The organism is Flexivirga sp. G2, assembly GCF_055397625.1.
In genome coordinates this window covers 59,622-83,243 of record NZ_AP039676.1, presented here as the reverse complement: position 1 = coordinate 83,243, position 23,622 = coordinate 59,622, and the positions used below count along the sequence as shown (strand labels likewise).

Sequence of the window (23,622 nt, the reverse complement as noted above, 5' to 3'; positions counted from 1 at the left end):
TTCGCGCTGGCCTGACCCGACTGAACGAAGAAGCGTGGCGAGGCGCCAACTCGGTAGCCGATCGGGCGCCGCGTCTCGCTGACGGGACGGTCTCGCCGAGCGACAGCCTTTGCGCCGAATGGGACCGCTACCAGCGGCTCATCGAGTGCACCGGGGCCATCGCAGCACTCATGGACGTGGACCGGGTCAATGGTTGACTGCCATCACCACAAGGGAGGAAACATGGCGGTAGAGATAGAGATGGTGCGGGCGTGTGACCCGTCGACGGAAGCGCCGCCGCTGGTTGTGCCCCGCCGAGCCGACGCCGATGCCATCGGTCACGGACGCATCCTGCCGCTGGTTGGGGGTGTCCGCCCCCATGTCTACGACGTGGTCTTCGACGGTTCTCGCCAGCGCGTGTACGCCGACACCCCGGCTGGCGCGGTGACCGCCTTGATCGACGGCTATGCCGACCTGTGGGACAAATACCGCACAACCCGGTCCGAAGTTGACGACGTCGAGTTGCGTGGTGAATCCGCCACCCCGGAACTGAGCATCCGCCAGCAGGACGCCTACTTCGAGATGTTGGTCGCCCGCACCGCGTTCGCCAACACCACCCGGTGCACCTTGCAATCCGTTGAGAACGAACGAGCCCAAGCGTGCGGTGACTGGGATCAGCTCACCGACGAAGAGCGCACCCAATGCACGGAATCAGCCAACGGCCCATCACCGGTCGGCGTCCTTGTCGACATGCCATGGGACGGCGGTGAGGGGGAACCTGCCACCATCGAAATGGGGGTGTGGGAGACCCCGCACTGCAAGCTGGTCATCAACCGCGGCGACTACGGGCTCTTCGACCCCGACGGCACGCCGGAACCCATGTCCACAGTCGGTGACGAAGACGCCAACGGTGCCGTGATCGTGGGGCCCTACCCGGAGAACATGATTGTCATCGACCCCACGAGTGACTGGTCGCTCCTGGATTCCCTGGAAAGGGCCAATCTCATCGAGGTCACCGTGCGACCGGTCGACCTTCCGGATAGCTACTACACCGACGCCGTCGAACTCGGCGACCGCATCCTCGCTGGGGAAGAGTCCGAGACAGCCACCCCCGCTGCTGCCCCCGACGATTGGGCTGGGACGAGCGACGAAGAGGACGACTTCGAAGAGCCCGTCAGTGACCCGACGAAGCACGTGTGAAACGCTCAAATATCGGGACATGGGACACAAGCTGTCCATGTTCGCAACTGGTAGTGTCATTCGTGTCGTGACAAACACCAGCCGCGCCCGAGAAGGAGAACTTCATGGTTTGTCGTGAAAACAAGGCACGCTCGGCTGTGATGGGCCTCGAAAAGCACCTGTTGGCCAACATGAACGGTGGCCGTCGCGAACCGGACCACGTGTTCCAGTCGGCGATCCACGAGTACGGGCACTCGTTCGAGGCCGTCGACAACCCGACTCCCGAGCAATACCACTCTTTCCTCGTCGGGTTCCGCCAACAGCTGGTTTCCAACCCGAACATCACTGATGCTGACAAGTTCCGGCAGTCGCACAAACAGCCCGGTCTCGTTACGCGCATCGACCAGGAAATCGAGCGGGTCCGAAGCGGTAAGGACGAGAACGGTCGACCGCTGCGACCCGAGCAGATCAACGGGGGTAAGCACTTCGCGGCCATGCAGCGTATGTCGACGCTGCTGACGCGACAGGTCACGGCCCGCAATGCCTACGTGGAGAACTACGCACGACAGACCGGCAAGTCGGTCCCCGAAGCGATGAGCCGGTGGGACGACCTGTGCTCGCGCAAGCCCGAGCAGCGGGAAAATACCCGCATCAGCCTGACCGACAACTGGCAGCAAGACCTGGCCGTGTCCGGGTTGACGTCGCAGCACCAGTCGGACCTGACACAGTCCAACGTCGCACGAGACGCAGTCGCAGTCATGGAGCACGAGCGCAAGCTCAACGTCGGCACCCTGCCGTCGAAACCGTCGATCACCGATGCGCAGCGCACTAAAGCCATCACCACCGAACAAGCCAAGGGCATGGTGAAGTGTGACGAGTGCGGCCAGTTCGGGCACGAAGGCACCGCTTGCCCCAACGGCAAGGAACTGCAAGCCCTTCACGACGCAAACCACGCCTACTACACCGCCAGAGAAGCACACGACGCAGCGTCAGTTGCCAGCCTGAAAGCGCAACTGGACGACAACGCTGACAAGAAGGGCGCGTTCGCCGCGCAGGCGAAGGCGGAAAAGGATCTGAACCGTGCAGAGCGCGACCTGGCCAAATCCCAGGCTGCGTTCGAACAGGCCCGCGGTCCCCTCCCTCTGGTGTCGGACGCCGTCACTTCCGTTGGCTATGACAAGGACACTGGCCTCTTGGAGGTGACCCGCCCCGGGTACACCCGCAAGAGCGATGGCGTGACCGTGGAGCCGAAGGCATACCTCTACCGGATGGCGCCGGACCAGTACGACGACATGATGGCGTCTGGGTCGGTAGGGAAGTACCTCGCGCAGACCACGGGCTCCAAAGAGCACGAGGCATACAAGTGGGAGAACCCGGCCGAAGCGCGCGAGGCGACCATGAAGCGGCAGTGTCCGACGTGCGGGCAGTGGGCGTCCATGACGTCGCAGCATCAGTGCCCGACCCCTGGGTCGATGGACTCCACTGAGGAAGCTCACTACCGGGAGCGTGTCAGGGTCGCCCGTGAACGTGCATCCTTGGAGCAACTGCCGGTTCAGATAGGGGAAACCACCCGCCGCCGCCGGGTGCTCGCCCAATCGCACGCGAACCTCGCGCAGGGTGGCGTCGCTCGATTCCCCGAGGTCAACCAGATGACCGCGATCCGTGGACGTGGAGAAGTCGGGGTCGGCCCCGTCACCGTGCAGTATTTGGGACAGCAGGTGACTGGCAAGGCGTACACGTGGAAGGACCCGCGGACCGGGCAGGCTTACACGACGCTCGGTCAAGTGTCCTGCACGTGTAAGCAGCGTGAGACCTGCTCGCACCGCGAACATGCCGGGAACGCGGTCGCGGCTGCGTACCGGTCACAGCGGATCGTCAACGCCACGCCGGGAACCTCGGTCATGCGTAGCCACGACGAGGGAACCGGGCAACGGCGTACGTCAGCGGTAGACGCCCCCGACGGACCGATCGCGCGCCGGTCGTACCAGCGCATCCGGCAGGACCGAGAAGAAGCACGAGGTGCGTTGCAGAAGACATGGGCGGCCCACCCGGACTACCGGGCTCGTGCCACGGCGCCGGTCGATGCCAAGACAGGTCGCCCCGTGCCCTCGCCACAGTCGTACACACCCACCAACGGAAGCGACGAACGAGTCGACACCGGGTCAGGGTTCGACACCGCCTCGGCGACGGCAGGGTTCCTGAATAGCCGTTCTGGTCAGGACAGCAGCTCGATGCGCTGGGTCGCCGTCAGTGACGGCGGCGGGTTCCGTGTCACCAGCGGTGCCGCCGCGATGGGTCGTGACGGAAAACTCACCCCAGCTGACCAGCGCGAACTTGGTCAGCTCATGGGGTTGCGTGGCCGCGCCCACGAGAAGGGCTACTACGTGGCTGACGACAACGGGTCCCGGTATGAGGCGGTGTCCCGAGCCGAACGTGGCAGTAGCGACATCCTGGGCGCCCGGTACGTTGCCGGGGCCGGTCAGGCGTACGGCCCAGAGGTCTAAACACCACCGCTGCGGCGGTAAGCGGAGTCTCTACAACTGTTGGTGGGCTCGGAACCAGGGCATGGTTCCGAGCCCACCAACAGTTGTTACCGGGTGGTCCACTAGATCAACGCAACCGCAGGGCATTACGGTGTGTGCAACACCGGCCCAATGGTGCAGGAGAATAAGTGGTGACTGTGCCTGGACACAGCCCTTTCGAGCGGGCGCTGGACGACGCCCGCTGCGGACGTGTGCGCCCGCTGCAATGGGTGCACCAAGGGACAGCTGTCCTGATCTACGTGACCGAGGTATGGGCTGTCACCACGACAGCGCTGCGGTTGACCCCATCGGAGCAAGCCCAGGTCCGGTCCGGGATAGCCCTGGTCGTGGATGGCAAACGACACCCCGCGGTCACAGTTCACGAGTTAGGGTCCACGGGCGTGTGGGTCATGAGCATCGGAACAACCCTGAGGATTCACTACCAGCAGATGCCCGAGCGCGGCACTCTGCTGATGTTGATGATTAGCCGCCATACGATCGGTGACGCGGCATCGCCGGAGTGACCCACGCGGCAAGGCAGAATGGGGCAGAGCCCGGATTCATGCTTACAAGGGAGACCCTGTTTTGGCTTCGACTGATGATGCCGCTGACGCAGCACTGAACGCGGTGCTGGGCGAAGCAGCTCCCGACGACGCCGCCGAGTCCACGGAGGTCATCCTGTCGGGAAGTACCGACGGCGCTGACACCGGTGACTTGATACCCGACGCATTCGGCGCGGGAGATGACGACGACCTGCCTCCCACCTGCACCATGGACCAGGCAGTGCAGATGACGGACGAGATGCGCGCTGGGCTGCTGACCTTCGACACGGCGCTCTCTCAGGCGATGGCGACGCGCGCGTGGAAGCGGCTCGGTTACGCCACACCGAGAGACTTCGTCCTCACGGAACTCGGCCCTGCGAAGGCCGGTGAAGTCGACGGCAAGAGTCGCGTGTCCCGTGCGCACGCGTACCGGTTGGCGCGAGTCGCTGTCCTGCTCTACGAGCTGGCTCGCCGGATAGGCGAGGAGGCATACTCCCTGGAACTTACAGAGCGTGCGATACGTGCGATCCCGGCCAAGTACGACGGTCAAATGTTGGACCGCATGGAGGACGCCTTCGCGTCTAAGGGTGGTGACCTGAACGCCGAAGACGCAAAAGACGTTGTGGACGGGGTCATCACCGACGCGCGCAAGGAATTGCACGACACCGGGGCATTGTCATCGCCGGGACAGGAACCTGTTGCCCACGCGTCGGCCGGAGACGAGCTGGCCAGGCTCGGAATGGATGACGTTGGCCCATTCCGATCAGATGACCACGCACCCAACCTTGACGACGGCGACTCACCAACCGCATCCGACACGGGGTCCGCGGATGACGGCACCGGCAGTCACGAGCAGTGGGCTGGGACACAGAGCAGCAGCGACCGCGACGGGATGCGTGAAGCGTTCACCGTCGAGTCAGCCTCGGACGACGCACTGACAGAAGCAACTGCGCTGCGTGAACTGCTCACCTGGTTCGGCAAGGTGCCAGAGTTGTCCGAGAAGCTACCAGGCATTCTGGACTCGGCGAGCAGCGACGAGTTGGCGGACCTGTCGGAACAAGCCCAACAGATGCTCGACACAATCGCTGCGATTCGCGATCACGCCGAAGAGCGGCTGTGACAGCCACCACCTCGGCCGACGACAAGGCACTCGCATAGTGTGCAACCGCTTCGGTGACCCAGTTTGCTCCGCTCACGAGCCAGCGTTGCGGACCGCAGTCGACCACGCCCGCGAGAAGGTGCTGCGACTCGCAGAACGCCTACAAACACTGGACGCCCAAACGTCCGCCGACCCACACCAGAAACGCGATGAGCTGGGGGCCCTGTACCGGCTGTGGGAAGCCCAACAGGGCGACCTGCGGTTAGAACACGACGCAGTGAATGCGCAGCTGCGAGAGGCGCAGCGACAGCTACTGGTGTTGCAGACCAGGCACGACCAGACGAAGGCTGGACTGCGTGACCTGCGCGCCATGCTTGCCGCGCCTGGGCTCTCCGACCAAGCGCGGCACCGGATCGCCGCACGCTGCGCCCTCGCGGAGAATCGCCGGGCAGCCGCCCTGGCACGGTGGCAGGGGTCCTCAGCGTGGGCTGAGAACCGATTGCATGACACGGCCGACCCTGATCGGTACATCGACCTGCTGGCGCGTCGGCGGGCCGCGGAGAACGGTGTGATGTGGCCGCCGCCTGGCGGTGCTGCCCGCGCTGGGTGGGAGTTGACGGCTGCGGCGGCAACGCTTACCGCGCTGGTGGAACGCGAATTGCCTCACCCGCAGGTGACGTTCAGCGTTCCCGAGGTCATCGACTCCCGGTACCGGCAGCCACCGCACGACGGCTGGGACCCACTGGCGGCAGCCCATTTTGTGCACCTTCCGAACCCACTGTTCCCGCCTGGCCCTGCACCACTGATGCACCAGGCCGCGCATACGGGAAAGTCGTGGAAGGTCAGCAGAGATGAGATGTGTGCTCTGCTGCGTGCTCAGGAGGGCGGGCGATTTGTTGACGACGCGGCCACCGTGCCTGTGCATGATGCTGTCGCCGGGCAGCAGTGGGTTGGTGCCCCGATTGTGGGGCCGGTCCAGTTGTTGTCCGCCACGGGCACAACATTGGGGAACCCCTGCTACACCGGGTGGGTTCTGATGCGCGTGAACGACGCACGACTGATCACCACAGACCACACCCCGGCTGCCGCCGAAGCATCGTGAGAGAGGGATACGTTATGGCACAACACGTTTCACCGGAACGAGAGCCGGTGCGACCGCTGTTTATGCAGCCACCGCTACCGCCCGGAGTATCAGCCGAGGAGGCGCTGGCTGCTGTGAAGAAGGGCGACGCGTCAGGTCAGAAGCAGGGTGCCAGGGGCAACAGCCAACGTGGCGGGCGCGGGCGGCGCAAGTAGCCGACCGACACGCCGGTCGGGGAACCGGTTTGCGCGTCAGGGGAGTGCCGCGACGGCGCCGTTGATGAACCCCGGGTCTATCACCCACATGCCACCAACGATGGTGGCGGCTGTGAGTACGGGCAGCAGAATGGCGTACTCGAAGATGCCTCCGGCTCTGATGCGGAGGAACCCCGGCAATGCGAAGTCCCACCAGCTCTTGCCGTTGACTCGCAGCGGGGCTGCCAGTGGGGCTCCCTCCCGGGTGATCATGTCGCCCAGGTCGTGCAGGATCATTCCCACGGTTACGGTGAGTCCGAGCCACCAAAAGGTCTGTCCAGCAACGTGATCGGTGGCCATCCATGTGAGTGCGGCGGCGACGGCGGTGACACCGATCCACCCTTCCCGGGCCGCCCAGTCGTGCATGAGGCCGCGCAGCGCGAGGGACAGCATGAAGAACAAGACACCGAGCACAGCCCAGCGGCCGAATGCGGTGGTGAGAGCGGTTACCCCTGCCCCGGACGTTATTGCGGCGAGCAGGGTGTGAGTGAGCTTGCGGTGCCCATCGTTGGACGGCTTGTCTCGGTTGGTGGCCGTCAGGTGGTAGAAGCCGAGAGACAGGCCAGACACGAGGTGAGCTAGGCCGATGGTGATCGGACCCATTGACCGGGCCACAGTGGATGTCGGAGCGTCAATATCCGGCAGCAGTGCTGACCCGGCGCAGACCCCGGCCCCGACGAATGTTTGCGTCGGGGTGAGTGCGTGGCCGGCAGACGCTGCGAATAAGCCTGCGGTGCCGAGCCAGACTGCGGCCCCGGACATGGCATGCGTCGGTCCCATCACCATGAGATGAAGTCCTCTCGCGGGTCAGCTGCCAGCGGCGCCGTCGAATAGCTGCCCGAGGAGGTCGACCAGCTTGGGGAACCATCGGTAGGTCACGTCTGCGACAGCGTCCACGAACGAGGTGATCATTGTTCCGACGCCCCCGTTGCTAGCGTCGTTGTATCGGATTAGGCCACGAATGACGCCGATGACGATGAGGAGCCCGAAGAACCCCGTGACGACTCGTTTAACCATGGTTGTCTCGTTTCATCGACCGGTGGTCGGGTGAGTGTGAGGTGTCGGCAAGGGATTGAGCGATGGCACCGGGTGGTTCTTCTTTGCCTTGTCGGACAGGTGAGTTGCCCAGTGAACGGCGTCGTTCATCGTGGATTGCGCGTTGCTGAACCAGTGCGGGTCCCAGATCGCGGCACCCTTACCGAGCCACCGCCAAACACCGAATACAAACCCGATCATGATGAGGATGCCGAAGACGCGGACAACGGGTCCGGTGACACCGCGTCTGGACCGTCCACCGGACAACCCAAGGGGGTCTCGTCTGCTCATGCGGCCCATCCTCGCACGGCTAATGGGTCACCTACCGAGATGATGGCGTATGAGCGTCGTAACAACCGCAGTATGAGGCGATCCTCAACGAGAGGACCAGGTTTCACCCGTGACTGCCTCGTAGCAGGCGTCCCGCAACTCGTCCCGGACAGGCAACGGTTGAGGCCACCCATCGGCGTAATCGGGGACATCGGCACCGTCAGCGACCAACAGCAGGACCGCGGCGTGGACGATGCCCGCGGTGCCAGAAAAAGTCCGTAGCGCAGCATCCAACGGCGACGTGTTCCCTGTTCCGGGTCGGATCACCAGCAGACGGTGTCTGGCCCGGGTCGCGCCAGCAGTGGATTGCACGAGCCGACTGGCCATCCTGTTCACCAGCTCCGCAAGTTCGATGTCACTCTCGGTGGCGGACCCCACGGTGGTTTCGACCTGTGCGACGGCGAGGTCAGTCAGCGCGCCGGAGAGCACGTCACTGTCTACGGCGTCCGAGAAAGCGCCGGGAACGCGGAAGACGACTCCGGGTGCGGTGGGGCTCATGGTTCGATCAGGTCGGGGTGGACCCACTGTTCTTGGTCGACGTCGAACGTGATCGGTTGACCCTTGTTCGGTCCGCTTTCCGGGATGCGGGTCATTGTCTCGGTTCGGGTGATGCGCTGCCAGCCGTCGGCTTCCAGCCGTGCCGCCACCCGGGTCTTGACGCCGGTGAGGTGCACGGGCGGGCCCGTCGGGTTATCCGGTGTCGCGATCACAGCGTCCACTTCCTCGTCGTCGTCGGGCAAGTAGTACGTCTGGAAGACGCGCTGCTCTCCGGTGTCGGTGACGAAAATGCCGCGCCCAATGGGGGAGCCGTCTTCGAGCAAGTCCGACGCAAGGGTGTTGCCGAGCACCTGTTGGGAGGTCGTGGGGTCAAGGACTCCGACGGCGATCTTGTTCACCAGTTGTGCCCGGAGCGCGGTGCCGATGTTGTCCTTGGACGGCTTCTGCGCTGCCATGACGATGTTGACCTCCATGGCCCGGCCGAGCATCGCGATGTTTTCCATGTCGGTGCGGGAAGCGTCTTGGTATTCCTTGGCGTCCTTGTCCTTCACTGGCGTGTATGCCGACCCGCCTTCATCGAACATGATCAACAGCCGCTTCGGCACTTCCTCGATCCCCATGGAGTCGATCTTCCCGTCCCGGATGGCCTTCCGCAGCGCCCGCAGGTTACGAACACCGGAGAATGCACCCAGGAGGTCCTGGCGGCTCTGCATGCGAGCCATCGCTGTCTTCACGGCCTCCGCAATCTCCTCGTGAGCACGGGTCGCGTTGGTTGGCGCGTACGTCAGCACGTTGGGGTAGCCACCAACCCACGTGAAGTCGGTGACCTTCGGGTCGACCATGATCATCTCGAACATGTCCGGGTTCCACAGGACCCCGAACAGGCAGAGCGTCAGCAGCACCGACTTGCCCTTACCGGTGGACCCACCCACCAGGACGTGCGGCGACTTCGACAGGTCCACGTAAGGCCGGTACCCGCCCTTCGCGGGGCCAATGTAGATGCGCCCGTCACGGAACGCCTTGTTCCACTCCTCGAACTCACGGGTGCCCGGCTCCGGGAACGCCACAAACGATGGCAGAACTGGCACGGCGGTGACCTCACACTGCCCTTGCGCGGGGCTCCACTCGTACCGCCAGTCGTTGGTGTCGGTGAGGCTGTCGAAGTGCGCCTCGAACGCCATGCGCGTGTCGGGCTGGGACACGTCGACCGTGCCGAATCGGACCATCGCATGGCGGGCACGCGCGACCGTGACAGCGGCGCCGGTGTCGCTGGCGACCTCCACCAACGCCCATGCATCGACTTCAACGTCAGGTGGCTCTTGCCCCCGCTTCGGCGGGAACTTGTCCTGCACGACCTGCCGCAACCGGTGAAGCTCTCGCTTCTGCAATGCCTGCTCATGCCGGGTGGGTACCGCGTCGAGAGTGAGAGTTGTCGACGCACCAAACGACCAGGTCGGCAACCACACACGATCCGGCCACTGCTGTTCCAACGCCTGGTCCAGCGCCCGCTCCAACGCGTACTGCGCCATCGGCGCGGAGAAGTCAGCTGTGCCCATGTCGATCTGGATGCGGAACGGTGTGTTTGCACCGGATTTCGCGTCCTCCGGCAACCAGTCCAGCACCTCGACTGTGGTGTTTTTGGCCGCGGTCCTATTGACACGATTGACGGCGCCAACGGTCACGTCGCTGATCTTGCGGGCGGTGATCTTCCGGACCGCTTCCGGTGATCCGGACGGCTGCCCGGTGATGGTGAGCAGGCCGGGAGTTGACCAGTCGTACGTGAATATGAGGCCACGTTGGACACGGGAGTCAAAGGTGGACTCCACGTCGTCGCGGAAACGCGCAGACGACGTGTCGTTGGAGCCGGTACCGACAGTGATCACGGATGGGGCGTCGGGGCGACCCGCTTCCTCGGGGTCGGCCCAGTCCACGTCCACCGTGGTGGGCTCTTGTCCGCGGCGGGTTGGCAGCGCTTGGTGGATGACGGTCTCAACCCACCGGCGGGTCTGTTGCCGTGTGACCCGGTCGTCGTCAGCTGTGGTGACCTCGTAGGAGAGCTTGCCGGGGTCGTGGACGAACACGACCGCAGAGCCTTCTTTCAGATGGGGTGTCAGTGCGCTCTCGACGGACCGTTCCGCTGCTGCTCTCCCGGTGGGTGATCCCGCAGGGGCATCCGCGGAGTAGAGGATCGCCCCGGCGCGTGGTTTCCCGGCACCAGACCAGCGGGCAACGGGCGCGAGTGTGCTGGGGTCGATCGGTGCGTTCCGGGTGCTGCGTGGGTGCCGGAAGGCGGTGGTGGTGGTAGCGACCAATGCTTCCAACGTCTTCCGTCGGGCGGGAAGGTGGCGGGCAGCGCGCCCGATCGTGTAGATCAGCCCGAGGACGATCACGGCTGTGACCGGTTCCCACCATGCGGGGTGGGTGACAGCGGTGGCGATGCAGGCTGCCAGGACGATCCAGTTCACGAGGACGTGCGGTAGCGGTTTCGCTCCGAACACTCGGTGGGTATCGGTACCCCAGGTGAATCGGGCCCAGGCGGCTGCCCGGCCACCGAGGGAGGCAGCAACTCGCTTCCCGAGCGGAGGACGACGTACGACCACGGCTAGTGACTCCTGTCCTGCGTTTTGCGGGTGACTTTGCCAGTGATGACACGGGCCTTTGGTTGACGAACAGTGCCCGAGATGGGCACGGGGCGTTGCCGATCGGTGGATTGCCGGACGGGGAGTGGGTCGCGCACCGTCTGGCGATGGTCTCGGCGCGCGTCGCGGGTCGCTGCGCCGCGGCGACGCCCGCTGGTGCGCCGCCGTCCGACCAGTGCTCGTTTCCGCCACGAGCGTCGTGCGAAGACCGCCGCGACGATGATGATGGCGACGGCCGCAACTACTGCGTTGCGGACGATGTTGTACTGGGTCCCGAGGGCTTCCTGCGCCTGTGCTGTTGACGTTGCCTGCCCGGCAGGGGCGTGTGATCCACCGATGATGGACCAGGCCACAATCCCGGCAACAACGAACCCTGCGAACATCCATGCCCCGGCCGCCTGGCTGGGACGGACACCCTCTTCGCGGATTTGAGTGCCGACACGTGCGCAGACTTGCAGCAACGCGATGACAGAGCAGCCGATCGCTGCCCAAGCTGTCCAGAGGCGGGACCACCCACCTGGGGTGGCTGCTACGGCGACGAGCACCCACCCCAACGCGTAGAGAGCCTGGCGGAGTCCGGCCGCGAAGTCGCCGCTGATCGCCCAACTGTTCTCACCGACTCGCACCGGTCGTGCGCCTCGGCGCAGTGACTGCGTCAGGTGACGTCCGGCCACTAGGAGCAGACCAGCAGCGAGGAGGATTCGGACGACGTTCATGCCAGTTCCTGCCTGCGAGTGGTGGGCGCCCACACGGTGAGGGACCCATCGTCGCGGATGGTGGCGAGCCAGCAGTCGTTCCCATGCGGCCCGACGACGCCATCCGAGTCCGTGGTGTTCGGGGTGGCTGTGACCCAGCACCTGGGATGCGATCCTGCCGGGATCAATCGACCTGCCTGTATGGCGGCATCATCGAGCGACACTGCAACAGCGTCAGCGACCACTGCCGGAGCATCGTCGGAATGTGAGCACCACACCTGCATGGTGAAGGTGACCGGCGCGAACATGAATGACCTCTCCAACAGGCGGTGGCAGCAACGGCTGTGTGCTGAATGCCCAGTTTGGCAGTTGGAGTGGGTCACTCGGTTTCGGTTGGCTGTGAGGCAGGTCCGACAGGTCGAGCAGTATGTGGACGGGTGCATGTCCTGCGTTGCCCCAGCTGGGTTGCCCCGAGCGTCGAGGATCGCAGTTCGCCAGCCGACATCAGGGGCGTCGGAACACACGACAGTGCCCACCCTCCGATTCGGCGGGTGGGCACTGCACTTGCTGCGAGGCAGCCTCTGAGGACGCTCAGAACGGGGGTTCGTCATACGACGACGTGCTACCGCCCCAGCCTCCACCCTGCGCAGCACCGGCAGCTGCGGGCTGCGGCTGGGCCTGCTGTTGGTTACCTCCCCAACCACCGGCAGTCTGCGGGGCGGCCGACCACTGATCAGTGCCTCCCGCGGCGGCGGCGTTGCCATTGCTGGCGCCATTGCCGCGCTGGACCTTGGCGACCTTCGCGGTTGCGTAACGCAGGGAGGGGCCGACCTCGTCCACATCCAGCTCCATGGTGGTGCGCTTCTGGCCGGTTTCCTTGTCGTCCCACGAACGGGACTTCAAGCGGCCGGACACGATCACGCGTGCGCCGCGAGTCAGCGACTCGGCGACATTCTCGGCCGCCTCCCGCCACACCGAGCAGCGCATGAACAGCGTCTCGCCGTCCTTCCACTCGTTCGATTGCTTGTCGAGGAACCGGGGTGTGGAAGCCACCGTGAAGTTCGCGACGGCCGCCCCGGACGGTGTGAACCGCAACTCCGGGTCCTGAGTCAGGTTGCCGATGACCGTGATCGAGGTGTCTCCTGCTGCCATGATGAATCCTTTGCTGATCGGTGTGTGGTGATCGGGTAGGAGGACGGTTCCGCCTGACCCGCTCCGTTCTGTGGGTGTGTTCTGATGCCTCTGACGCTACTAGCTGGCTACGACATTCAACTGGGGTTGCTCCCAACCCGCGTTCGGCAACTCCGAAGGAGGAGAAGAAACCGTTGCCGCGCCCCGGGTGGCAGCCAACATCTTCTTGGCGGCTGCCGCGTCCTTCCTCTGCTGTCGCAGCCTCTTCCGCTCCCGGGCGATGGCCTTCTTTGCGCGAGCTTCGTGAGCGGCGCGCTTCTCACGTTTGCGGGCTTCCCGGTCGGCCTGGCCCGTGGTCAGCCGAGTGTCGGGTGCCAGCCGGGCGCGCTCCTTACGCATCTGGGCGTACTGGGCGCGCAGGGTCTCTTCATCCGGGGCGGTCGTTTGCGGTGCCGACTGGGCCTTCGCGCGGCGCTTCTCGGGGTCCGCCAGGTACCGTTTCACTGACGTCGCGGAGCAGCCAACCATCTCCGCGATCTGCGCCCGGGTAGCTCCCGGGTTGTCGTGGATGACCTGGTCCATCAGCGCGTAGTCGACCTCCTGACCGTGCGAGGGACCTTCACCGTTGTACTGACCGACTTCCACAGACCGCTGTGTCAGATTCATCGCATCGCGCAACGCAACTCGGTCGGAAGGCGTTGTGCCTGCAACAAACCCAGCGGTGTCGGGACCTACCAGCGCATCGGAAAGACACTCGATGAACCGCGGGCACCGCTGCTGGCAGAGGGTACGGGCACGTTCTTGGGCGATCCGGCCCGGATGCCGGTTCGCCGGGTCCAGTTCAACCAAGTAGAGGTGCGGGTCCTGGACGCACGGAGTCTGATGACTCTGTGGCTGCTCGATGCTCGCGGCGGGTGCCTGCGTACGCGCCCGGGCAGATGCTGGGATGCGCTGCGTCGTGGTCGTACTCATGACTGTGCTCCTGTGTGTGGTGACGGTGCGGGTGCTTCGAGTCCGGGTGCTGCCTGGTGAGGGCGGACTCGTATGACGATGCCTGGCTCGTGCAAGGCATCAGGGTGGTCGTGCAACGGTCGGGGATGGGTCTTCCACGGGAACCACGCCGTGATGCGCATGTCGGAGGCCAGGACGCGGAACCCGGTAGTTGGGCACAGTGCGTCCCCGATCGCGCGCTGCAACTTGTCGAGGTCGCGGTAACCATCAGCAGCGACCGCCGACCCGGTGGGTGCCGACTTCGGTAGCGGCACGGTGAACGTAGCCGCGATGTGAACGGCAGCGTTCACCGGCACCCAGTCATCCCCGACCTGATCCTTCGAAGCCTTCGTGATCGCGCGGCGCCACTGCTTCAACTCTTTCGCGTTGTGATGTGCTGCCACACCGGGTGCGACAGCGTTCATGGAGCCCTGCGACTCGGGTTTGCCGAACACGACTAGAACCAGCTCGTTTTCGGGCAAGGTGGCCAACCCCCCAAGGTCGCCCCGTTTCGTCCCGTCTCGCCGAGAGCGGCCTGGGCGAGACGGAACGGCTTGCGACAGCGGGTGCTGACAGAACGGGCAGGCCGTGTTGGTGGGACGAATCAATCCGCCGCACTTGGTGCAGATCACGTGCGACCCGGAACTGATCAGGTCCTGCGCTGACACAGTTGAGTGAGACATCGACATCAGCTCCGGTCAGCCCTGCTGGGTTGCCATGAACGCGGCTCGGCCTTCGTCAACGAAGGTCGATGCGGCGGCTTCCCAGCCAGACAGAACCGGCTCGAACGAAGCCGCCGGGATGGTCTCCAACGTGCTGGCCCCATCGAACTTGACAGCCAGCAGCGGACGAACGTTGGCCTCGTGCTCAGTCATGTTCGTCGCGGCCAGCAGCGACCGGTACCGCTGGACCAGGGCCGGGTCGTCGGCAACTGTGGCTGGTGCCTGCGCCGGTTGCGCCGGGGGAGTAGCCGCAGTTGCGGACTCCTGTTCGCACTGCTGGTCTTGGGGACCGGAACTGGTGGTCGGGGCCTGGTAGTTCGCGCCCGCGTTTGCGCCAGCTCGGGTGGCCGCTGCCTGGTACAGATCACGGGCACTGGCCGCGACCCCCTTGACCCAGTCGCGCCATGTCGTCTCGTCGGCGGGCAGTTCATGGCCAGGGATGGACGTAACGACGAACTTCACCCACTCCTGAGCTTCGAAGTGTGATCCTTCGGACCGGTCGGCTCCGCCTGCAACATGGGACTGGGTGGCATCGGCCGCCCACAGCAGCATGTCGGCGACCTTCCATGTCACGGAGAGGTCGGTGTTACCCCGGTCGGCCAGCAGCTTGGTTGCCTCACTGAACGCGATGCGCTCGTGCCGGACCACGTAGGACGACAAGTTGAGCGACCCGTCGTAGTTGGTGGCGTACCACGGCTGAGCCTCACCAGAGCGGCGTTGCACGGGGGATGCCGGTGTGGCGCCGGTCCCGGTAGGCGGTGCGGCAGTGGTGTTCGCAAGCATGGGCGCCAGTTGGGCTGCGAGAGCTGCAATGTCGATGGTTCCTCCCCCTGCGGCACCAGGTGCACCAGTCACGCGGGTGATTCCTCCGGCGTACTTCATCCACCCGGCCGGGGCGCGAGTGTCGTCGTGGTTGCGGCGCATCGTCGCCCACTCGGCAGGATCGGTGACACATTCGTGGCTGAACACCAGCGCGCCCGGGTTAGCTGCGGGGGCTACGGCTGCGACGACTCCTCGCGTGTTGCCGAGTGCCTCCTGCGGCGACCCTGTACCGCCGGGCTCCGAAGCGCCCATCAGCTGCCAAATCGGGGCTGTCAGCTCGATCGGCTGCGATCCCTTCTTGGTCTTGGCGCGGCGGATGTTCTCCAACACGAGGCAGACCGGCTCCTGCCGCTGGTGTGCGACCTTCAATACTTCGAGAGCGGGAGACTCTGCGGCGTTGGCGGAGAAATCGTGGGTGAAGTTCTCGACGCCGACGCTGGACGCGTCGAATTTCACGGACGCGTACACGAACCGCTCGCCGCGTGCCTCACTCTCATTGATCTTGAGGTCCTTGACCAGGACGGTGGCGTACTCACGGACCTGCACACTCGCGCGGAACGGGATGGTTTCGCCCGTGTCACGTGCGATGTCTCGGTCGCGGCGGTCGTACGCAATCCACGTGGCCTTCTTCTCCGGCGGCTGGTAGGACCAGTCGGCGGGAGGCTGCGGAAGCTGCTTCGCCCGGGTTGAGGTAGTCATTGGGTTGCTCCTTCTACGTGGTCGCGGAAGTGTGTGTGTGTTTGATCCGACGCATATGACTGTAACGCCTCACACAGCGTGCGTGTACCCACGTTTTGGGTGTGTTCCGAGCTGCTGTCACCGCACGTTCCGACACCTGGGACAGTATGTGCACCGAAACGCGGCGTGAGTTGTTGCAGCGATCACTGCCCGCGACGCCTATCCTGAGGAGGACGGAACGTCCCCGGCGCGGCCGGGGACAGCATCACGCCTTGAAAGGGACACCTCACCGTGGCTGACACTCGACAGATCGCAGAAAAGATCGCCTCTGCGTTGAACATGCCCGTGGCGGACGTCGGGAAGGTCCTGAGGACCGAACACAAGATCGTCCAGGAGACCGTGCACAGCGGCGAGAAGGTTGTCCTCACCGGTTTCATGACGGTCGACCGGACCGCACCGAAGAGCGGTAGTGACGGCGCCCAGGCGGTCTACGGCGCGAGGTTCACCCCCGGGACAACGTTCCGGCGCCTCCTGCATGGAGAGTCTGTGAACCTGGCCGTTACTGCACCGGCCAAGCGAGTTACTGACGCGAACCGCATGCAGCGACGTCTCGCCACCAACACTCCGGTGAAAGCCACCACGAAGAAGGCAACCGCCCCAGCAGCGAAGAAGACTGCGGCGAAGAAGGCCGCCGCCAAGAAGACGACCACGAAGAAGGCTACTGGCGCTGCTGCTGCGTCGAAGAAGACCAGCACCACCAAGACAGCGACGGCTGCCAAGAAGGTGGCAACCACTCGGCCCGTCGCCAAGAAGGCCACGGCGAAGAAGACCCCCGCCAAGAAGACCAGTACCCCCAAGAAGACGACCCCGGCAAGGAAGACGACTGCGAAAAGGGCTGTCTCCAAGAAGACGACGAAGCGCGCAGCAGCGAGGAAGAAGTCCCGCTGATCCAGCTCCGGATGTTCCGATAGAACGACTACTGGCCGCAGTGACCCACTGCGGCCAGTACCGTTTACCCCGAAGGACCCCACAACCTGCGGCGGAAGGACCCCACCAGCCCATGTCACACGATGTTGACGAACGGGTCATCCAGGACGGGATGAACGACCACGTCACCGAGTCGCAGCTCATCGGTGGGTTGATCAAGAACCCCGCATCCATCCCCACAGTGATCGCGACGGTCCCTACTGACGCATGCACTCACCCGATCGCTGAGGCTGCGTTCAACACGATCATGTCGCTGTATGGTGCCCGCGGCGCGGCGCCAACCCTCAGCGATGTCCGCCAGGAACTCATCACAACTCACCGGCTGAATCCGGGGGATGTGGCTGCGTGGCTGCACACCGCCACGACCGAGGCGCCCCTGACCGATGACGCAGTCATCGAGGCAGGTAGCCGTGTCGCCGACCTGCACGCCAAACGGATGCTGCACGAAGGTATTACGCGGGTTGCAAAGATCAACGGAGACCCTGCAAGTGGCAGTCTCGACGCGATAGCTGAGGCCGAAGCAGTGCTCACCGCGCTGCGAGTCGGTGGCCCCGCCAACGACGCAGTGCACGCTGGTCCAGACGTACTCGCCTCCGCGTTGGAATCAATCGGCGCAGGACCCTCCGAGTCGCCCTTCATCAAGACCGGGTCAGTCGACCTGGACAGGGTCATGAACGGCGGTCTCGAACCCGGTCGCGTGCTCGTAGTCGGCGCCCGACCGGGTGGCGGTAAATCAGTCATAGGAAGCGACCTGGCCCGCGCCGCACTGCGCGACAACGCAGGCGTGGTCTTCGTAACCCTCGAAATGGACGGGGAAGAGGTGATGATGCGCATGCTGTCCGCTGAGGGCGGGATCAACTCCAAGTCGCTGCGAGCCCGAAACCTGACCGAGGACGAGTTGCACAAACTGAGCAAGGCCAGTTCTGCACTCCCGTGGGACAACCTCACCTTCATCGACCGGCCTGGTATCACCGTGGAAGTGCTGTCGTCGTTAGTTGCTCACCAAGTCGCCAAGTTCCGGGCTAACGGGATCGAGCGAGTGCTGGTGGTGGTCGACTACGTACAGATCATGGGGGAGTCGCGGGTTCGACGAGATAGCTCACGACAGCAAGAACTGGGCCACATGATGGTCCAGTTCAAGAACCTGGCCCGCCAAACGAAGACTTCCGTGACGTTGCTCGCCCAGGTCGGACGAGGTGGCGAGTCACGGCCACCGACCATGTCCGACTTCCGTGAATCTGGTGACATCGAGAACAACACCGACATCGCGATCTTGCTGCACACGCCATCTCAGGTTGACCCCGAAGACCGACCGGGAGAGACCGATTTCATCTTCGGCAAGAACCGGGCAGGAGAATCCCACATCACTGTCACTCGCACGACTCAGTTCCACTACTCCCGATTCAAGGACTTTGCGGCATGAGCGACAGCACCCCACCGGTTGACGAGGCACCCGTCGATGAAGTCACGGCGATTGACGCTGAACGGTGGGAGGTCGACCCGGCTTCGCAAACCCTGTGGGTGATCGGCGGCAACACCGCGACAGCATTGCCGCTCGACGCGGACATAGTCGACGCCATCCTGCATGTTGCAGACGTTGAACCCGCACCGGCACCGGCCTACTACTCCGTCGAAGAAGACGAAGACGACGAGTACGTCGAAGAGGACGACGAGGACCGCCCTGACGTCTTCTCCAAGGAGACGATGTCGCGAGTCTCCGGCTGGAAGACAGCGTCGGCTTACTGGGACGGGATCGACTCGAAAACCCGGAACATCATCATCGGGGTGCTCGTCGGCCTCGTCATCCTCGTCCTGCTCATCCAAGCCTTGAAATGAGCGACCTCACCACCGCGCTCAGGAACGCACCCGACGGAGAACGACACATGACAAACAACGCATCGCAGACCGGCTACTACGACTCCAACAATCAGTGGCAGGACGCCCCAGCTCCGACAGCCACCGCCAACCCACAGGCGAACCCGGACGGTATGCCGCAATTCGACGGCGGCTACTACACAGCCGACGGCCAGTGGGTGGAGACCGGACACCAGAGCCACCCAGCCGAGCCTCGGCAGCCGCAGGCGAACCCGTGGGTGCCGCAACGCCCTGTCCCGCGCGGTGTAACCGGCGACGGTGCACTGCACACCCGGCAGGAAGTGCGCGCGGCGCGTATTCCCACCAACGGGTGGCGTGGGTTCGTCTACCGGGCGACCGGCGGCAGCGTGAATCCTGGCCTGTCCAGGAAGCAGATGGAGGCGTACCACGAGTTTCTGCGCACTCGGATCGACGCTCCGGTCGACGTGCACCGGATCACCGTCAACAGCGCCAAGGGCGGCATCGGGAAGACCACCATCATCATCGCGCTCGGCACGGCATACGCGATGCTGCGCCGCGACCAGGCAGTCGCTGTGGACGCCAACCCCGACATCGGAACTCTCGCGATGCGGGTCGGGTTGGAGAAGGCCACCACGATTCGGGACCTGCTGACCAATATCCAGTCAGTGAGGTCGGCGAACGACTTGCGCGCTTACCTGTCGCAAGCACAGTCCCGGCTCGAAGTGCTCGCTGCGGAGGACGACCCGGCACAGATCAGGGCGTTTACTCCCGAGGAGTACCAGGTCGTGCAAAACGTGCTCGGGACCTATCGCCAGATCATCCTCTCGGACACCGGAATCGACATGACCGCACCGGTTTTGGACGGAATCATGGCGTGGACTGGGTCCCTGGTGATCGCCTCGAACACGACCCCTGACGGGCAGAAACTGACCCGGCACACTCTGGACGCGTGGGAGACGCGGGCGCCGGATGGCCACCGGTTGGTTTCGAACTCGGTCGTGGCCGTCACGCTCCCTTCCGGGAAGTTGTCCAAGCAAGACCAGGACGATGCGGTCGCCGAGTACAAGGACCGCGTCGGGAAAGTCGTCTTCATCCCGTTTGACCGGTACCTCGACCGTGGTGGCCGCGCAGAAGACGGTGGTGTGTTCGTGTGGGACCGCCTGGCACGTGCCACGCAGGATGCCTACCTCGAACTGGCTGCCGCTGTAGCGGACACGTTCCCGCCGCTGCGCTGAGGGGCGCGAACAGCTCGTGGCCGACCAGAGGTACACCCCGTGTCGGCACGAACGCCTGACGCTGCCGAACGCGGTCAGTCGACAGGGACGCCATCCACGAAGTAGTGGCCGCCCCAGGTGCCAGACAAGCGTTTGCAGACCGGGCCATCGGCCGAGGCCACCGCGGCGGCATAGCAGTCGGCCGCAACGGGGCAGAGCGCACACCACGACTTCGCGACCGCCTGCTCCTCAGGTGATGCGTCGGCGTCGAATGCTGTGGCATCCAACGCTTCCAGGCAGGCAGCGGCACCGTCGACCAACGGTCCCGCGGTGAGCAACCTGAGCAGGTCCTGGGCAGTCGCCGGGGCCGCGATGGTGGTCATGACGCCACCTTCTGGCTGATGAGAGCGGACCGGATCGCCGTCGCGGGGTCGGAGTAGTTCACGCGGGCGCGCACCCCAGGTAGGAACACCTGAGAGGTGGCTGCGGTCGGCACCTCGTACAGGTCATCCCCGTCAGGGGCGAGCCCGATCAGGGTGAACGCGATCATTGCCTCGGTGTCGTTCTCCTGTGCGTGCCCCTCGACGGCATACCGCTTGCCGTCGTAGGAGAACTGGACACGGGAGTGGTCAACGACCGTGGCTTCCCCGTGGAGGGCTAGGACGCCGCTCAACGTGATGGCAAGACGGGTGGGTTGAAACGTGACGCTCACGGTGCTGCTCCCTTCAAGTCGATGGTGCTTCCGTCGCGACGTGTTGTTGCGACACCATTGACATTAGGTGCAGTCGGTGTGCTGTGGTAGCCCCGTTTTCAGGGGAGCGTTTACCGGTCCTTGGATGGCGCGGCGGCCGTCATCAGCGGTGCGCTGGCAATTGCTTTGGCGAGTTCACCAGGCAACTCGTCCAGGTAGAGGCCGGTGGTCGCAATCGACGCGTGACCGCACATTTGGGCGACGACCTTGACGTCCCACCCGCTCGCCAGCATCGCTGTGGCGGCGGTATGGCGTAAGCCGTGAGGCGTCACTTCCCGCTCAATTTTCCCGGTCTGGGTAGCCACCCGTGCTGTGGCTTGTGCCAAGAGTCGTTGGACGTCACGTGGGGCAAGACGGTTGCCGCGGCCGGTCAATAGAAGCGCCTTCTCTGCGGCTTTCGTGCGCGCGGGAGGCCGCTGCGCCAGGTAGCTGTCCACCATTTCCGACAGCATCGGGGACAGCGGAATGGTGCGAGCGTGCCTACCCTTCCCGATGATTCGCCACCGGTACCCGTCACTGGACGGGCCCAGATCGGTCGTGTCGGCCGAGCACAGTTCGGACACGCGAGGCCCGCACACGGCGAGAAGGTGCAAGATCAGCCGATCACGCTCTGCGTGGCGCTCGTGGGGGCGACCTTTGGGGTCATCCGGTGCGACCCCATGACGGAGGAGGTCGGCTGCCTGCTCCAAGCTCATCGCAGTCCGTGCCGCACGCAGACTGCCGCGATCCGGTCTAGCAGGCTGCATCGCCGCGTCTGGCATAGGCGAAAGCTGCACGAAGCCAAGGCGTTCAGCTTCACGGAAGAACCGATGCACCGACTCCCAGAACCGGACGGTCGCGCCCTCGCCCCGGCCTGGGCGATCACCCTTGCGGGACGGGTCGTTAAACCGGTGATCCCGGTCGGCCGAGAAGGCTGCGATGGCCTTGTCCACCATCGTGTGGTCCACGTCGTCAGCGACGACTTTCTCCCCGACCAAGCTGACGAATTGACCAAGGTCGCGGCGGTAGTTGTCTACCGTCCGGGGCGACAGTCTCTTCGCCCGCACCTTCGCGGCGCACTCATCTAGGTAGGTGTCCACTGCATCGCCGAGAGGGATGCGTTTGAACTCGCGCGGGGCAACCACGACGTCACCGTATCCCACTGGTTGGCCGGTACACGTATGACACGACGCGGGTGGATTCCGCGTCTTATCTCCACCCTCAGGGCCGCGCTCCACCACCCTGCCCCTGTCGGTGGTACCCACTACCGTGACTGGCGTCGGAACAAACACGACCCGAAACGAGGAACCAACATGCACCCCCTCATCGAGGCACTTACCGCGACAGACACAGCTGCCGAAGGCGACAGTAACGACACGGAGATTGACGCGTTGCAGGATGCTCGCGACACTCTGATCCAGTATCTACCCGAACCGCTGCGGACCGCCGCAGTCAACCGCCACCGGGACACGGCTGACGAACACCGCCAGGCTGGATACGCCGTCAGCCTCAACGCCGAGTCCGTGCGCGTAGAAGTGCACGAGTCAGGCAATTACAGCGTCGCCGACGTTCAGTACGTCGAAGCCCTGTCGGACTCGACCGTTGGTGACGCCATCCGTGAATCTCTCGGCGACACCTTCTGGTACCAGTTCGACTGCGCGCGAAGCGACGCTATCGACCGGCTGCTCGCAGCCCGCGACCACGCGAGGGGGGAGACTCGATGATCCGCCTCTACAAAACAGCACCCAACCCCGCGTCCCACACTTGCTGGGCCAGTCCGACCTGGGACGGCACGCTCTGCGCTCCGGGGGAGTGTGCCGGTTGCGACGAAGCCAACGAGCACCCCTGCGAATACTGCGGATACGGGCATGTGTTCACCACGCACAACCCCGAGCCGCACGTCTACTCCGGCGACGCACTCACCGATGAGGACAGTGACCAGTGGCGCAACAGCCCCCACCTCTATGAGCATGATGCGCCCAACGACGCCGAACGCACTGCGTTGCACGAAGCTCTTGTTGCAGCGTTCGAAGGCGACGGGTCTGTTGACCACGACATGGCTGGCGCTCTCGCGACACTGGCACGACGCACTATCACGAAGCGATACATCAACACCGTCCTGAGCTTCCACACCGCAGGAGCGATTCAATGAACGACACCACAGCTCTTCGCAGCCTCATCGAGAACCGCACCTACAGGATCAGCAGCCCACTAGCCGACGCCCGGTGCCCCTGCGGCCGTCGGGGCGCAGTCAGGGTCGACGGAAGCCCCCTGTGTCAGGACTGTTGGCCCACCCACCCAGCCAGCAAGCTGGTCCCGCTACCGGCCCATGCGTGCCTTCTCGACAAAGACACGATGCTCACGCACGTCGAGTGCTGGCACGACGATATTGAGGGGGTTGACGCCTTCTACGACGGCCTCTTGAATCTTCCCGACTCGACCGTCATCGACGCGCTGGTCCTCCAACTGAGCGACGGGTGGTGGCGCGACTTCCACCAGGTCTGCGAAGCAGCGTCCCTTGCCCTCGCGAGGGAACACAACATTCCCATCCCGGCCGACGTCGATAGCTGACCGTCCAGGACGTACCCGCCGCAAGCACACCCGGGGTGACCCGCTGCGGCGGGTACGTTCATAGCCGAGGACACGACCAAACCGCCGG

24 protein-coding genes are annotated in these 23,622 nt (G+C 64.5%); 11 read left to right on the top strand and 13 right to left on the bottom strand.

What is annotated here, in order from left to right:
• Positions 1–222 precede the first annotated feature (222 nt).
• From ACZ50J_RS22160 to ACZ50J_RS22145, 4 genes are all read left to right on the top strand, one after another.
• The gene (locus ACZ50J_RS22160) at positions 223–1,179 is read left to right on the top strand and encodes a hypothetical protein (RefSeq protein WP_464301574.1); all 957 of its coding nucleotides are present in this window, start codon (positions 223–225) and stop codon (positions 1,177–1,179) included.
• 104 nt (positions 1,180–1,283) lie between these two features.
• Positions 1,284–3,662: a hypothetical protein gene (locus tag ACZ50J_RS22155; protein ID WP_464301573.1), complete on the top strand. Its 2,379-nt coding sequence runs from the start codon at positions 1,284–1,286 to the stop codon at positions 3,660–3,662.
• 519 nt (positions 3,663–4,181) lie between these two features.
• Positions 4,182–5,342 (top strand): hypothetical protein, encoded by a 1,161-nt coding sequence (locus ACZ50J_RS22150; protein ID WP_464301572.1) that lies wholly within the window; start codon positions 4,182–4,184, stop codon positions 5,340–5,342.
• Positions 5,343–5,427: 85 nt separating this feature from the next.
• Positions 5,428–6,423 carry a hypothetical protein gene (locus tag ACZ50J_RS22145; protein ID WP_464301571.1) on the top strand — a complete coding sequence of 332 codons (996 nt, stop codon included), beginning with the start codon at positions 5,428–5,430 and terminating at the stop codon, positions 6,421–6,423.
• 230 nt (positions 6,424–6,653) lie between these two features.
• On the opposite strand, the gene ACZ50J_RS22140 is transcribed toward ACZ50J_RS22145, so the two are convergent.
• The 10 genes from ACZ50J_RS22140 to ACZ50J_RS22095 all read right to left on the bottom strand — a co-directional run bounded on the left by ACZ50J_RS22140 (position 6,654) and on the right by ACZ50J_RS22095 (position 16,217).
• A complete protein-coding gene (locus ACZ50J_RS22140) occupies positions 6,654–7,436 on the bottom strand; it encodes a metal-dependent hydrolase (RefSeq protein ID WP_464301575.1) in 783 nt (260 codons plus the stop codon).
• Between the two features lie 27 nt (positions 7,437–7,463).
• A complete protein-coding gene (locus ACZ50J_RS22135) occupies positions 7,464–7,673 on the bottom strand; it encodes a hypothetical protein (protein ID WP_464301570.1) in 210 nt (69 codons plus the stop codon).
• A gap of 12 nt (positions 7,674–7,685) precedes the next feature.
• On the bottom strand, positions 7,686–7,982 hold the full coding sequence (locus ACZ50J_RS22130; RefSeq protein ID WP_464301569.1) for a hypothetical protein: 297 nt from the start codon (positions 7,980–7,982) through the stop codon (positions 7,686–7,688).
• Positions 7,983–8,066: 84 nt separating this feature from the next.
• Positions 8,067–8,519, bottom strand: a complete 453-nt coding sequence (locus ACZ50J_RS22125; protein ID WP_464301568.1) for a hypothetical protein — start codon at positions 8,517–8,519, stop codon at positions 8,067–8,069.
• Complete coding sequence (locus tag ACZ50J_RS22120) at positions 8,516–10,984, bottom strand: FtsK/SpoIIIE domain-containing protein (protein WP_464301567.1); 2,469 nt, start codon at positions 10,982–10,984, stop codon at positions 8,516–8,518. Before ACZ50J_RS22120 ends, ACZ50J_RS22125 begins: the two co-directional genes overlap by 4 nt.
• A 137-nt stretch (positions 10,985–11,121) precedes the next feature.
• On the bottom strand, positions 11,122–11,874 hold the full coding sequence (locus ACZ50J_RS22115) for a hypothetical protein (RefSeq protein WP_464301566.1): 753 nt from the start codon (positions 11,872–11,874) through the stop codon (positions 11,122–11,124).
• Positions 11,875–12,444: 570 nt separating this feature from the next.
• Positions 12,445–13,005 carry a single-stranded DNA-binding protein gene (locus ACZ50J_RS22110; RefSeq protein ID WP_464301565.1) on the bottom strand — a complete coding sequence of 187 codons (561 nt, stop codon included), beginning with the start codon at positions 13,003–13,005 and terminating at the stop codon, positions 12,445–12,447.
• Positions 13,006–13,104: 99 nt separating this feature from the next.
• Complete coding sequence (locus tag ACZ50J_RS22105) at positions 13,105–13,956, bottom strand: WhiB family transcriptional regulator (RefSeq protein ID WP_464301564.1); 852 nt, start codon at positions 13,954–13,956, stop codon at positions 13,105–13,107.
• Positions 13,953–14,399 (bottom strand): RusA family crossover junction endodeoxyribonuclease, encoded by a 447-nt coding sequence (locus ACZ50J_RS22100; RefSeq protein ID WP_464301563.1) that lies wholly within the window; start codon positions 14,397–14,399, stop codon positions 13,953–13,955. The genes ACZ50J_RS22105 and ACZ50J_RS22100 overlap by 4 nt, the downstream gene beginning before the upstream one ends.
• 273 nt (positions 14,400–14,672) lie before the next feature.
• Positions 14,673–16,217 carry a hypothetical protein gene (locus ACZ50J_RS22095; RefSeq protein WP_464301562.1) on the bottom strand — a complete coding sequence of 515 codons (1,545 nt, stop codon included), beginning with the start codon at positions 16,215–16,217 and terminating at the stop codon, positions 14,673–14,675.
• Positions 16,218–16,487: 270 nt separating this feature from the next.
• Here ACZ50J_RS22095 and ACZ50J_RS22090 point away from each other — a divergent pair, with 270 nt between their 5' ends.
• From ACZ50J_RS22090 to ACZ50J_RS22075, 4 genes are all read left to right on the top strand, one after another.
• Positions 16,488–17,144: an HU family DNA-binding protein gene (locus ACZ50J_RS22090; RefSeq protein ID WP_464301561.1), complete on the top strand. Its 657-nt coding sequence runs from the start codon at positions 16,488–16,490 to the stop codon at positions 17,142–17,144.
• A gap of 112 nt (positions 17,145–17,256) precedes the next feature.
• A complete protein-coding gene (locus tag ACZ50J_RS22085) occupies positions 17,257–18,606 on the top strand; it encodes a replicative DNA helicase (RefSeq protein WP_464301560.1) in 1,350 nt (449 codons plus the stop codon).
• Positions 18,603–19,019: a hypothetical protein gene (locus ACZ50J_RS22080; protein WP_464301559.1), complete on the top strand. Its 417-nt coding sequence runs from the start codon at positions 18,603–18,605 to the stop codon at positions 19,017–19,019. The genes ACZ50J_RS22085 and ACZ50J_RS22080 overlap by 4 nt, the downstream gene beginning before the upstream one ends.
• Positions 19,020–19,066: 47 nt before the next feature.
• Positions 19,067–20,254: a MinD/ParA family ATP-binding protein gene (locus tag ACZ50J_RS22075; protein WP_464301558.1), complete on the top strand. Its 1,188-nt coding sequence runs from the start codon at positions 19,067–19,069 to the stop codon at positions 20,252–20,254.
• A 74-nt stretch (positions 20,255–20,328) separates the two neighbouring features.
• Here ACZ50J_RS22075 and ACZ50J_RS22070 read toward each other — a convergent pair whose 3' ends face one another.
• The 3 genes from ACZ50J_RS22070 to ACZ50J_RS22060 all read right to left on the bottom strand — a co-directional run bounded on the left by ACZ50J_RS22070 (position 20,329) and on the right by ACZ50J_RS22060 (position 22,108).
• The gene (locus tag ACZ50J_RS22070) at positions 20,329–20,616 is read right to left on the bottom strand and encodes a WhiB family transcriptional regulator (protein ID WP_464301557.1); all 288 of its coding nucleotides are present in this window, start codon (positions 20,614–20,616) and stop codon (positions 20,329–20,331) included.
• Positions 20,613–20,945: a hypothetical protein gene (locus ACZ50J_RS22065; RefSeq protein WP_464301556.1), complete on the bottom strand. Its 333-nt coding sequence runs from the start codon at positions 20,943–20,945 to the stop codon at positions 20,613–20,615. Before ACZ50J_RS22065 ends, ACZ50J_RS22070 begins: the two co-directional genes overlap by 4 nt.
• A 110-nt stretch (positions 20,946–21,055) precedes the next feature.
• A complete protein-coding gene (locus ACZ50J_RS22060) occupies positions 21,056–22,108 on the bottom strand; it encodes a site-specific integrase (RefSeq protein WP_464301555.1) in 1,053 nt (350 codons plus the stop codon).
• Positions 22,109–22,276: 168 nt separating this feature from the next.
• Between ACZ50J_RS22060 and ACZ50J_RS22055 the strand changes: the two genes are divergently transcribed.
• The 3 genes from ACZ50J_RS22055 to ACZ50J_RS22045 are packed head-to-tail and all read left to right on the top strand — an operon-like array spanning position 22,277 to position 23,534.
• Positions 22,277–22,687 (top strand): hypothetical protein, encoded by a 411-nt coding sequence (locus ACZ50J_RS22055; RefSeq protein ID WP_464301554.1) that lies wholly within the window; start codon positions 22,277–22,279, stop codon positions 22,685–22,687.
• Positions 22,684–23,115 carry a hypothetical protein gene (locus tag ACZ50J_RS22050; protein ID WP_464301553.1) on the top strand — a complete coding sequence of 144 codons (432 nt, stop codon included), beginning with the start codon at positions 22,684–22,686 and terminating at the stop codon, positions 23,113–23,115. The genes ACZ50J_RS22055 and ACZ50J_RS22050 overlap by 4 nt, the downstream gene beginning before the upstream one ends.
• Positions 23,112–23,534 carry a hypothetical protein gene (locus ACZ50J_RS22045; RefSeq protein ID WP_464301552.1) on the top strand — a complete coding sequence of 141 codons (423 nt, stop codon included), beginning with the start codon at positions 23,112–23,114 and terminating at the stop codon, positions 23,532–23,534. Before ACZ50J_RS22050 ends, ACZ50J_RS22045 begins: the two co-directional genes overlap by 4 nt.
• Positions 23,535–23,622: the final 88 nt, after the last annotated feature.